Below are 12,603 nucleotides of genomic sequence, written 5' to 3'. Positions count from 1 at the left end.
GCGGCGCATCCGCGCTCGCCGCACGGCTTCGGCGTGGCCGCGCCGCCGTTCGGCGGCGTGCCGCATGCATGGACGCGGGATTTTGAATTGCCGTGTGTCGCACGCCGATGCGGATACACGGCGATACACAGCATGCGGCCGATTCGAATAAAACATCAACGTAGTGTTGCGCGCGGCGGCGTGACGTCACCGACATCGCGTTCGAACGCGGCGATTCCCGAGCGCCCACGCCTTTACCGAGAGCGCTTTCATAAGCGACCCATCATGGAGAACGAATCATGCCCGATGCCGTGAATACCCGACGCCGCCTGATCCTAGGCACGACGCTGGCCGGCCTGAGCCTTGCCGAACTGGGATTCGGCAGTCCGGCCCGTGCGCAATCGACGGCCGACGAGCCGCGGACGAATCGCGCGAGCGGCGGCAGCGCGTCGTTCGACACGATCCATCAGATCAGCGCAGGCGTGCTGAACGTGGGATATGCGCAATCCGGTCCGAAGGACGGCCCGGCCGTGTTTCTGCTGCATGGCTGGCCCTACGACATCCATAGCTACGCCGATGTCGCACCGCTGCTCGCGGCCGCCGGCTATCGCGTGATCGTCCCGTATCTGCGCGGCTACGGCTCGACGACGTTCGCTTCGCCGGATACGCCGCGCAACGGTCAGCAGGCGGCGACGGCCGCCGACATCGTCGCGCTGATGGACGCGTTGAAAATCGATCGCGCCGTATTCGGCGGCTACGATTGGGGCGCGCGCACTGCCGATATCATCGCGGCGCTATGGCCGCAGCGTGTCAAGGCGCTGGTATCGGTGAGCGGCTACCTGATCGGCAGCCAGGAAGCGAATCGCAAGCCGCTGCCGCCGAAGGCGGAATGGCAATGGTGGTACCAGTTCTATTTCTCGACCGAGCGCGGCGCGCTCGGCTATGCCGAAAACCGCGATGCGTTCAACAGGCTCATCTGGCAGCTCGCGTCGCCAAAATGGCAGTTCGACGACGCAACCTATGCGCGCACTGCGGCGGCGTTCCGTAATCCCGATCACGTAGCCGTCGTGATTCACAACTATCGCTGGCGCCTCGGGCTCGCGAACGGTGAAGCGCAATACGACGAAATCGAACGGCGTCTTGCCGCCGGACCGACGATTACGGTGCCAACGATCACGATGGAGGGCGACGCGAATGGCGCGCCTCATCCGGAGCCCGCCGCGTATGCGAAGAAATTCACGGGCCGCTACCAGCATCGCACGATTAGCGGCGGCATCGGCCACAACCTGCCGCAGGAAGCGCCGCAGGCGTTCGCCGATGCGATCCTGCAGGTGGAGCATCTATGATGCGCCCGGCAATCAATATCGGGCTTCGCAGTTCGGCTCGCGCGCTCGCGGCGGTCGCGCTGCTGGCCGGCACGCTTGCGGCGAGCGGTCCGGCCGCGCGCGCCGACTCGTCGAAACCGGCCACGTCGCCGATCTACGGCGTAACGATTCCGCCAGGCTATCGCAAATGGGAAATGGTCGCGCCTGCCGAAGAAGCCGCACCGCTCGACGAATTGCGCGTGGTGCTCGGCAATCCGGTCGCGATCCGCGCGCTCGAGCAGGCAACGTTGCCGTTCCCGGACGGCACGATCCTCGTCAAGCTCGCCTACAAACGCAAGCAGTCCGACGAATTGCCGACGGCGACAGTGCCCGGCCAGGCGACGACCGTGCAGGTAATGGTGAAGGATTCGCGTCGCTATCCATCCACGGGCGGATGGGGGTTCGGGCGCTTCGTCAATGGCACGCCCGCCGATATCGGTCAGCATCAGACCTGCTTCGCGTGCCATCAGACGCGCGTGAAGAACCACGATTACGTCTTCACGCGGCTCGCGCCATGACTTGAATGCCGCTTCGTTGCCGCGCCGTCTCGGGCGTTTCGCGGGGCGCGGCAACCTATGCGCGCAGAGCTTCACGCTTCATCAGCCGGAGCACACGGCGGCGGCGCGTTTCATCGGGCTTACCGAACTTCGCATGTCAGGCATACAGGCTATATGTCGCGATGGCCAGACGCTTCGCCACGTCGGCCACCGAGTAGCTCCCCTCGGTTACCTGTTTAACAGCCTCGACCTTGAACTCAGCCGTGTATCGCGCGCCGCTCATGCTGACCTCTCGGTTGCCGTGGATTACGGCTCGAAGATGTCTACGAAAGGCTAACCGATCCAAAACGACCCGCGCCTCACTTGCATTCGGCCACCGCATTCCTGTCGTGCTGACGAAGGTTCAATCTGTCTTACCCGAATACCGGGGCACGTAGCCAAAGCGTCACGTGCGTTCAACTCAAGCTGACATACTGAATCAGATAAATCGCACCGGATGCGATGCGAAGGATCGGTGTATTTCCATTTCAACGAAGCAGCCTTCATGCCATCTCATATAAAACACAATATCGACACCACAACAACGATATCAAGTTATCAAATTATCCACTCTCAACAAAACAATTAAATCCGGAATGCAATATTCCGCATTAATCATTCAGCCCACCATTTTATTAGTTGCCCCCTAAAAAAATACCTGAAATAATGAAGTCGAGCACTTCACGTACCACACTGAATACCAGCAAATATTACACATCGACCAACCTCCGATATTAAGTGACATATCCGGCAAACCATTCACGCACCGCCAAACACAGCGTGAGGGAACGGATGCCGCTTCGCCTCGGCACGGGTAATAGGTCGCCATAGCGCTCCCGCATCAACGCTGAACGATTGTGCAGTCGATGTCATCCGTCAGAATCAGCTCAAGCCGTCTATTCGATTCACGAAAGAGAATTCATCGGGAGAAAATTCATGTCCAAGTATTCTGGTTTACTAGTGCGCATCAACCCTGAAGACGTCGGCGACATACCCGCCGAAGGCATGGAATGGGTATCGCCAGACATCATTCCGTATGGAACACAGGTTCTTACCTACGAACAAGCCGTCGATACCTACAATCGGGACATTGCGCAGCCCATAGTCAACAATCTCAACAACAATGTCTATGTCCGCTGCAAAAATATAAACCTCTCCGAGCAAACCACGTATGGCAACGTCAACCTTTACTACGCAGAGTCCTCTTTATTTTTGTCACCAGAAAAATGGAATTCCGTCACACTCCCAGCTCAAGACAATCAATTTGGAATCAATTCCGGATCCAATTTCAGTCAAAACATCCCTCAAAACCAAATTGGATTAGTAGAAGCGCCTTTCAATTTAAGCAAACTGCCACCCGACAGACACTGGTGTTTCATTGCCGTTGTTAACAATAAAAACAAGAAATTTCAAATTCCAACTGAATTTTCGAGCAATGCGAAATTCGCTCAATGGGTCAAGGAAAATCCAAACGTAGCCCAACGAAATATTTCACTCAATTCGGGTTCCAATTCCAATGTTACACAATATGGAACCATTAGCAATTTAAATTCGAAACCCGGCCAATTCTACTTTATTTTGACACCACATAACGTGCAACCCGGAACAACTTGGGGCGCGCAATGCAGCGACCGACGATTGTCCTCTCCGTATAGTGACAGCGGGACATTTCAGCATGACCAGGTAAGTACCAAGCCGATTATCGTACCAGCCCATGTGGGCGGTGGAACACAGTCGATGCAAATGGCATTTACGTTTACCGCTCCTTCTGGACAAGCGTTTCCCAAAGACGGTAAAGTTACCATCGAGTATCGTCAGAAACACACCCTCCGACAAGAATCGGAAGAACTCTTCGAAGAAGAACAACAATGCGGTGTTGTGCACAATTACCGAATACCCGTAATTGAAAACGGCACCGTCAATTTCATTATTGAACCCTCGATAGAATTGGGTGCCATCGTGATCGTTCCAAGTTTTATCGATTGATCGATTCCGAAGCGAGGCATCCGCTGTATCCAACGGATCGTGACTACAGTTGCGTCAAATGTTCTTGGCCTTCCATGCCTCGTTTCCGTTGGATAACAGATCAGATGCCTCATTTCACCCTCACTCAGGTCTATTCGGACCTGGTGGCACCAGATATCGTACCCACGCATCAAACATGCATCGGTCACTTTCGATTGAATTCAGAACATTCGCGCACTTAAATTTATAGCTCCGTCCGCCAACATGCAAACCAGTCATATCGAATCATTGTTAATCGGGATGCGCATATTGGCTCCAGAATTTTTACGCAATTCACTAGGCAATTATTCGCCATACCTACCCAGAGAGCGATATGACGTCGGCCAGCCCTTTCATCACACGGATCGAAGATATCTTTAAACTCGCCAAGGAGCCGCTAGCGAAATTGGGATACCGCTCCGTGTTCGATTTCACTCGCATTTCCCGCGAGCAATTTATTCGCAAGCATCATGCTTCGCTTGGTCGGCACACCGGAGATATCTATGATTTGGCGATCGGTTTCGCTCACCAAATCAGCCACCGATTTCAACGCAAGTACTCAACCTTGCATGGCGCATTCTCCGCGCAAGGTCCCGAGTACTCGCATTTATTTCCGGATCAAAAGAGCAGTTGGAAGAACAAGGCGCCCGTCGGTTCGCCAGAGGCAAACGACGGTCCTGTCTCTTACCTGGCCTATATCTATCACTATGCTTTGGGTGAGGAAGATAGCGGTGATAACGTGAACAAGTTAGCGGACCGTCGGCCGGATATTGGTCAACTCGTCATCAACGACGCGGCGCTTAACGAAGTGATTCCGCAGATCCAACTGGTCAACGAGATTCTCAACTCGGCAATTCAGAACGTCAAACAGCTGAGCGGACAAGATGCAGTCAACGCGTTACTTGCGACAACGCGTTACCCCAATACGCTGCCGTATCACTATGGACATCAGCAAATCCAGGCCGCGCAAGGTGTCATCGGCACGACACTGCAGGACGCAACGCTGGCGCAATCCCTCTATTTTCCGCAAAACTTCTGGGCAGTCCGTACCAGCTTGAACGAAATGGCAGCCAGTGCACTCGTGCGCCTGCAGGTCATGGCTAGTCAGTTCTCACCAGAGCAGCAGCAAATCATCATCGAACCGGCTTATTTCGGACATCGCCATCTCACACTATCGGAGTTGTCGGATAAGTGGCTCGGCCCATCGTTGACAGAATCGCTGCCTTACGAGGCTTATTACTCGAGCGGCGCCTTTGTCCTGCCGCTACAGAGCGGCATCGTCGACGACTACAGTGGCCGCCCCGGACAAGTAATCGTGTCGGGCGAAACCACGCTGGACTCGATCATCAAACTATACGTTACCAACGGAAGTGGTACGTCGCTTCTTACGCTTCGAGGAAGAAACGATAAAGACCAAAATTTATTTCAAATCAATGATGCGGTCGCCATCCAAGGTGAACCCTATAACTCCCGCCCCTTACTCCGGTTTTCCAAAGCCGACAACACGAGCTTGAATTTATCTCGAGGGCCTTGGTACAACCAATTCAGACTCAGCTTCCAGGGATTTACGCGACCACATCCGTATCGCGACCTGACCATCTCGCTCTTTCTGAGCGACGACCGTCAAGCGCGTTACAACAGCAATCAAAAACAGTTCTACCAGAAGAACTTTGGCAGCGGCAACCTCGACGTATTCGCATTGGCGTTGATGTCGGAATTGACGTCCCGAACGGGATTGACCGTGCCCGATGTCGAAAAAATGCTGTGCGCCACCGCGGGGGGAAAGCTCACGTACACGGTCATTCAATCCGGCAATTTCGAAAAGCTCAATCCCATCTTCACCAATGGACATGGCACTTACCCTGTCTCGATCGGAGCAGCATTGCCCTTCGTCTATGGCGCGAAATACATTCATGCTGGATTACCCGACGCGATCTATCTCAAGGAAAGTGCCAATCAGACGCTTTCCATCGCTAATCTGACGGACGATCGCCTGGATCGCATCAACCGCATGGTACGGCTCCAGAAATGGCTTGGTCTGCCGTTCGAGGATATCGACCTCTTGGTAACTTCTGCGATTGAAGCCGAGAACAAAGAGAATCCAGCCTATCTGATGAATGACAATACGCTGCGCATGCTCGGCGTTTTCAAGCACTATCAATCGACGCACGGCGTCACGCCCAAGCAGTTTGCCGCATGGCTTTATATCGTCACGCCGTTCGCCATCACACCAGATCTGCCGTTCTTCGACCAAATATTCAACAGTAGCGGCGCATTCGACACCCCGCTCGTGATCGACAACCAGAGTTTCGTCTATACCGCAACAACCGACGACGATAATGATCGCGTCCAAAAAATATGCACGGCGCTCGGACTGAATCACCGTCAGTTCCTGCTGTTCGCCGACAAGATCGCCCAGCAATTCGGCAACCCCAATGAGCGCACGCTCTATTGCAGCATCTTCGTCGTGTCCGCGTTCTATCGGCTGGCGTCGCTCGCGCGCGTACTCGGTATCCGCCCCGAGGATTTTTGCGCATTGATCGACCAGATCGATGGCGGCACCGATGAGGTGTGGCAGCAACTCGCAGGTCAACCCGTAATCGCGCTACCGACAAAAGACGCGCCGCTGACCAACGACTTCCTCAGCCTGTTGCAAGCGCTGAGTGCCATTGCGAATTGGCAGCAACAATATCAGTTGCCATTCTTCCAGGGCGGCATCCTCGGCGATAACGCAGGTAACGCTCAGGGAACGGCCGGCCAGTTGTCCTTTATTCAGCAGGTCTGGCAGTCCCTGCCCGCGACGTTCGTCGACGATGCGTTGCTCAAGCAGAGTGGCGCTCCGCCCAGCATCGACTGGCTGAAAGAATTGTCTGCCGCGAAGCTCGTGGATTCATCCGGCCTCGTCACTGACCTCGCAGACGACCAGGTTTATGTGGAGATCCTCGGCCGAAATGTCTGGATCATCAAGGCGATCAATGACACCGTTGATGCCCAGGCACTGACTAACGACGATAAGAGCCTTGCGAAACTGGCGCTGAATGCGACGATCATTCAGTCCCGCCAAACCCAACATGGCATGGCGATCAGCCTGCTCGCCCAAACCTTGAATGTGGACCAGACGTTTCCCGCGCTGTTGATGCGCTGGATCGGATATACGATCTACCAATGGCTAAGCGAGACCTGGGCGCTGCGTAATTCCGTCACCACGCCGCTGAATATCCCGTCGCTGCCGCTGAATGTCTTACGCGAACTGGCGCGTCGTGCGTTGCTCTGCCAGTATTTCTCGCTGAGCCCCGCACTCCTGCAGATGTTACTGGCTTATCCCGAGTACTTTGCGTTGACGAAGGAGAACGTCCAGACCATCACGCTGCAGATGATGTACATGCTGAGCCGCTATCAAGCGCTGCTCGCACAAATCAGCAGCAATGGAACCGAGGACGACGTGCTGGCCTATCTGCAGGCAGTCAATGCGACCGTGCTGCCGGACGAAGACCATGCGACGACCACACTGGCCACCCTGCTGGGCTGGGAACGCAATGAAGTCCGCGCAGCGTGGTCGGTGCTGGGCGGCATAGCGAAAACAGTGCCGCAACTGGACATCGTCCTGAGACTGCAACAGGCGGAAAGCCAGACCGGGCTGACCGTGAACCAACAACAACAAGCTTTCAAGTTGAGCCGCGACAGCAGCTACGACATCTGGCAAGCCGTCGGGCAGGCATCGATCGCGGGCGCCACTCACGTCAACGGCGGCGGCCACTAGCCGCACATGACACGTGCATGCAAGCCCCCCTCAACCCATTTTGCGAACGCGCGACATGCCGGCTCGCTCCAATCGTAATGAGGTAGACCTCCATGATGTTCGCAATGGAAAAGCAATTGAACGAGTCGCAGCGCGATGCGCTGGTGGCGGGTTATATGAATTTTGTCGCACCGACGTTGAAGGGCGTCGGCAATACACCGCTCACAATCGAGGATCTGTACGAATATCTGTTGATCGATCCCGAAGTTGGCGATGAGGTGCCCACCACCCGCGTCGCCAGCGCGATTTCGAGCATCCAACAATACGTCACGCGCATCATTAACGGCACCGAACCCGGCTTTCAACCCGTCGAGCCGGGAAATGTGAATGCGTGGCGCGACGGCGACAACCAATACGCCGTCTGGGCCGCAGGCGTCGACGTTCATAATTACGCGGAAGATTACATTTCGCCGATCACCCGCCTCGAGAAAAGCCATTATTTCAAGGATCTCGAAACGACGCTCAATCAAAACCAGCTCGACCCTGATCGTGTGCAAAGTGCGGCGCTCGCCTATTTGAATCAATTTGAAGCTGTCAGCAATCTCTATTTGCTGAGCGGCTATATCACGCAAGACGAGTTGAAAACGGCCGCGTATTACTTCATCGGACGCACCACAACCAAGCCATACCGATACTTCTGGCGGCAGATGGACCTGAGCAAGAACGGCGGCCGCCCTGGCGAGCCAGTCACGCCCAATTGCTGGAGCGACTGGCTGCCGATCGACCTGTCGTTGGCAAGCGACACGATACTGGAGCACACGGTTCGTCCCGTGTTCTATAACGAACGCCTCTATGTCGCCTGGGTCGAACGCGATCCTGTGCCAATCAAGGATGGCGCGGGCGCCAACACCACGCGCCATGTCTATCGCGTGAAGTTCGGTTACAAGCGTTTTGACGACTCGTGGACAGCACCCAACAGCACGAGTTTGAAGACTCGGCAGCAAGGCGATCCGGGATTCGGCGAGATCGACCGCACCTCGGTGACGATCGATGAAGTGTCAAACTTTGATCTGCGCGCCGTCAACCTGTTGGCAACGGTGGATCATAGCCACGAACCGAGCCTTGACGCAGACTCCAATCCATACGGTCGGCTGATGCTAGGCGTATTCGTCCGGAACTTCAATGCTGAGGGTGAGAAGGGGAAAAACTCCCCGACCGTCTATGGCTACCAATATTGCGACTCCGCGTTTCATCACATTCCATTGGGGCCGCAACTCAAGGAAGAGCTGTTTGCGATATTCAAGGACCGAACAGATACTGATAATACGTTGCAGTACGCGCTGTACAAGCAGAAGTACGAGATCGAGTCAGTAGAAGCGTACAAGGAGAATGAAAGAGCACCTGATGGCGGCGACATTCACGGTTCATCGAAGGGCGACCAGAGCTATCTGGAAAAATGGTGGGAGAGAATCGAGGATCTTGTGCACGGCGATCGTGGAGTGAGTTCTTATATTCACATGCAAGGCCCCTTCGAAATAAAAGCCACACTCATGCTCAAGGATGATTTTGTGAATGATTTTACGTTCACCCAGCAAGACACCAATTCTGACGGTAATACTGGGTTCGGCTTCTGTCGACCAGATGGGAAATGGGGCGTAACCATTCGATATCATGGTGACGACGCGAATACTCTCAGCAAAGACGCCAGCAATAATGGCAATTTCTATACGTTTGAAAATACCGCGATCAGGTATTCGCAAGATTTATTTGGCGACTACAGCTTGCCGATAAACCAATACTCGCTGTGCAATTTGGACGCGCAAGGCAACCCTGCCAGCTTGATCGACGACCATCTCCACGTCAACATCGGACTCCACGATTACATCGCATGGGACGATGACCCTCCGAAGAGCGTGACCTTGGATATTTCCGGGTGCCGCTTGTCCGACGGGCAGGACGTGACAAATAATTCCATCAAGAACAATTCACTCAATTCACTATTTTTTCTCGACAACAAGAACAACAAACTCGCGTCGATTAAAAATTTCGGCAAGATCGGCGACACCCGAAAATTCTTCGAAGGAATCCGGTTCTACACGGCCAAATCAAATGAAGTTGATTATGGAGAGTCCTTCTACACGCTCACCAACAGCTCGCCCGGCGCACCGTACAGTAAAATTCATCAAGTTACAGAATCCGACTTTACAGCGGAGCGGCGTTATATCTCGGTTTGCCTGATCGTCGGCGACGATCACTTCTATCGTCCCAGTAATACCGACACGAAAAATTTCAATTACGTCTGGAAATGGTTCAAGGTCTATCTCCAAAAAGTTGACCTGAAGGCACCGCTCAACCCGCCGCAATTGAAATCACGCTACGACAGCAAGCGAGGCCTGGTTCAATACCTGGACTTCCGCGAGGAGTCGCTGCCCGTCGCGTCGCTGCCGGCCAAAACGCGCCTGAATACGACCTTCGTGCGCGAATTGATTGAAACCGCGGACAAGGGGCTCGATGCACTGCTCGATTATGTCTTGCAAGCGGAACCGCTCGAGGCAGATCTCGAAGTCGACGGCAGCGAGGGCGAACCGATGGACTTCGGCGGCGCCAATGGCTTGTACTTCTGGGAACTGTTTTTCCATCTGCCATACCTGGTTGCGTGGCGCTTCGGCAACGACCAGGCGTTCGACCAGGCGCGCCAGTGGCTGCACTATATTTTCGATCCGGCGATGGGAAAAAAACCGTCCGTGGACGGCATCCAGCCGCCGCCCTACTGGAACGTGCGTCCGTTGGTCGACCGGGGGAATTTTTCCCGCCTTCTTGCAACGCCGCTGGACCCCGATGCGCTCGCTTACGCCTCTCCTGAGATCTATCAAAAAGCCGTCTTCATCTCGTATGTCAGCAACCTGATCTCGCAAGGTGACCAGTGGTATCGTCAGCTCACGCGAGACGGTCTGACACAGGCGCGGGTGCTTTACAACCTAGCGGTGGAACTGCTAGGGCCGCGCCCGGACGTATCGTTGAGCAGCACATGGATACCGCGGACCGTGGACAAACTCGCCTCCGCGATCAATGAAGAATTGCGTGAATTCGAGCGGGCGTCCGACGCTGACAGCAAGGAGTGGCTGACGCTGCCGAGCGCTCACGCCGGCTATCTTCGCCTGACGGACAACAAGTATTTCAAGGCGCCGCTGAATACATTGATGCTCGCACACTGGGATACGATCGACTCACGGCTGTATAACCTGCGGCACAACCTGACGGTCGACGGCAAACCGTTATCGCTCCCACTTTACGCCCCGCCGGCGGATCCGGTCGCATTGCTCTCGCAACGCGCGCAATCGGGTACGCTCGTGAGCGGCATCAGCGCCGCGCAACTGACGGTTCCCCACTATCGTTTCAGTGCGATCCTGCCGCGGGCGTATAACGCCGTGTCAACCTTGAGCCGCTTTGGCGACACTTTGCTGTCGCTGATAGAAAGAGCGGATCGCGCCGGCCAAGAGGAATTGCAACAACAGCAGCTGCTTGACATGTCGAGCTATGCGATCACGCTGCAGCAACAAGCCATCGACGGACTGGCCGCAGACCGGCAGGCACTGGAAGCCAATCGCAGCACCGCGCAACAGCGCCATGACAGCTATTACACCCTCTACGACGAGAATATCTCGAGCGGAGAGCAACTGGTCATGGACGTGCATACCGAGGCGCAAACTCTATTGATCGGCGCACAGGGCTTCATGATCGCCAGCGGCGCGCTGAAGCTCACGCCGAACATCTTCGGTCTCGCGGACGGCGGCATGCGTTATGAGGGGCCAACCGAGGCGATCGCCAACGGACTGATCGCGAGCAGCGAAGCATTGAACGTCATCGCTGACAGGGTGGCGACGAGCGAAGGTTATCGACGGCGGCGTCAGGACTGGCAGATCCAGTACGAGCAGGCCCAAGCCGAGGTCGACGCGCTGAACAAGCAGCTCGACGCGCTAACGATTCGCGAGCAGGCCGCGCAGACCGAGCTGGCGCGCCTCGTCGCTCAGCAGACACAAACGCAGGCGATGCTGAATTTCCTGAAAACCCGCTTCACGCAGGCGACACTGTATCAATGGCTAAGCGGCCAATTATCCGCTCTGTACTATCAGATTTACGATGCCGTCATATCGCTGTGCCTGTCGACGCAGGCGTGCTGGCAGTATGAACTCGGGGATTTTTCGACGACATTTATCCAGACCGGCGCATGGAATGATCACTATCGTGGCCTGCTGGTCGGCGAGACGTTGCAACTGAATCTGCATCAGATGGAAGCAGCCTATCTGGCGCGCAATGAGCGGCGGCTGGAGATTACACGAACGACGTCGCTGTTGAATCTTCTCGGGCAAACCATGTTCGATGCCCAAAAGGCCTCCGGCGCATTTGACTTCAGCCTGACGGAGCAACTATTCGACAAAGACTATCCTGGCCATTATCTGCGGCAAATCAAATCTATAGCGATTAGTCTGCCGACGCTGCTGGGACCGTATCAGGACGTCAAGGCCATATTGACTCAGACCAGGAGCAGTACGCTGCTCAAGGCAGACATCGATGGCGTGAAGTATCTAGATGACCCGAAGACCGGCAACGCCACCAATATCGTCACCAACCTGCGTGCCAATCAGCAAATCGCCTTGTCATCGGGCCTAAACGATGCAGGCCAGTTTGAGTTGAACTTCGGTGACGAACGTTATCTGCCGTTCGAAGGGACTGGAGCAGTCTCGAGATGGACCCTCTCGTTCCCTCGGTTCGACAAGTCGGATACACAGAAAGCGTTGTTAAAAGCATTGACCGACGTGATCGTGCACATACGCTATACGGCGCTCGTTGGCGATTCAAAGTTCACCCGAGACGTCGAAGGCACGCTGTCCGCGTAACCTCCGCGTGCATCGCATGGGCCCGTTATCCGATGCCAATCGGGATTCAAGCATTCACCGGTGCGTGCGGCGCCGGTCTATCA

Annotated in this window: 5 protein-coding genes and 1 pseudogene; 5 read left to right on the top strand and 1 reads right to left on the bottom strand. The window is 55.3% G+C overall.

Annotation, left to right across the window (positions count from 1 at the left end; genetic code table 11):
- Positions 1-278: 278 nt before the first annotated feature.
- Together AQ611_RS17910 and AQ611_RS17905 are read left to right on the top strand one after the other, a co-directional pair.
- Positions 279-1,325 (top strand): alpha/beta fold hydrolase, encoded by a 1,047-nt coding sequence (locus AQ611_RS17910; RefSeq protein WP_069235568.1) that lies wholly within the window; start codon positions 279-281, stop codon positions 1,323-1,325.
- Positions 1,325-1,861, top strand: a complete 537-nt coding sequence (locus tag AQ611_RS17905) for a cytochrome P460 family protein (RefSeq protein ID WP_069236371.1) — start codon at positions 1,325-1,327, stop codon at positions 1,859-1,861. The genes AQ611_RS17910 and AQ611_RS17905 overlap by 1 nt, the downstream gene beginning before the upstream one ends.
- 139 nt (positions 1,862-2,000) lie before the next feature.
- Here AQ611_RS17905 and AQ611_RS24950 read toward each other — a convergent pair.
- Positions 2,001-2,123: pseudogene (locus AQ611_RS24950) on the bottom strand (transposase); the annotation flags it as partial.
- A gap of 692 nt (positions 2,124-2,815) precedes the next feature.
- Here AQ611_RS24950 and AQ611_RS25690 point away from each other — a divergent pair.
- The 3 genes from AQ611_RS25690 (at position 2,816) to AQ611_RS17890 (ending at position 12,520) form a co-directional block, all read left to right on the top strand.
- The gene (locus tag AQ611_RS25690) at positions 2,816-3,865 is read left to right on the top strand and encodes a hypothetical protein (protein ID WP_146011729.1); all 1,050 of its coding nucleotides are present in this window, start codon (positions 2,816-2,818) and stop codon (positions 3,863-3,865) included.
- A 352-nt stretch (positions 3,866-4,217) separates the two neighbouring features.
- Positions 4,218-7,643, top strand: coding sequence for a Tc toxin subunit A (locus tag AQ611_RS17895; RefSeq protein ID WP_069235566.1), 3,426 nt, complete (start codon positions 4,218-4,220; stop codon positions 7,641-7,643).
- 104 nt (positions 7,644-7,747) lie between these two features.
- Entirely contained in the window at positions 7,748-12,520 is a 4,773-nt protein-coding gene (locus AQ611_RS17890) for a Tc toxin subunit A-related protein (protein ID WP_146011730.1), read from the top strand.
- The last annotated feature ends 83 nt before the right edge of the window (positions 12,521-12,603 follow it).

Origin of the sequence: Burkholderia singularis (assembly GCF_001718875.1) — a bacterium.
GTDB classification, from domain to species: domain Bacteria; phylum Pseudomonadota; class Gammaproteobacteria; order Burkholderiales; family Burkholderiaceae; genus Burkholderia; species Burkholderia singularis.
Note: the sequence above shows the minus strand (reverse complement) of the source record. Positions and strands in the feature narration are given on the sequence as shown.

What these genes read in the sequence shown, in the direction of transcription:
- AQ611_RS17890 (WP_146011730.1), top strand. Translation starts at nt 7,748, where the DNA reads ATGGAAAAGCAATTGAACGAGTCGCAGCGCGATGCGCTGGTGGCGGGT.
- AQ611_RS17910 (WP_069235568.1), top strand. Translation starts at nt 279, where the DNA reads ATGCCCGATGCCGTGAATACCCGACGCCGCCTGATCCTAGGCACGACG.
- AQ611_RS25690 (WP_146011729.1), top strand. Translation starts at nt 2,816, where the DNA reads ATGTCCAAGTATTCTGGTTTACTAGTGCGCATCAACCCTGAAGACGTC.
- AQ611_RS17905 (WP_069236371.1), top strand. Translation starts at nt 1,325, where the DNA reads ATGCGCCCGGCAATCAATATCGGGCTTCGCAGTTCGGCTCGCGCGCTC.
- AQ611_RS17895 (WP_069235566.1), top strand. Translation starts at nt 4,218, where the DNA reads ATGACGTCGGCCAGCCCTTTCATCACACGGATCGAAGATATCTTTAAA.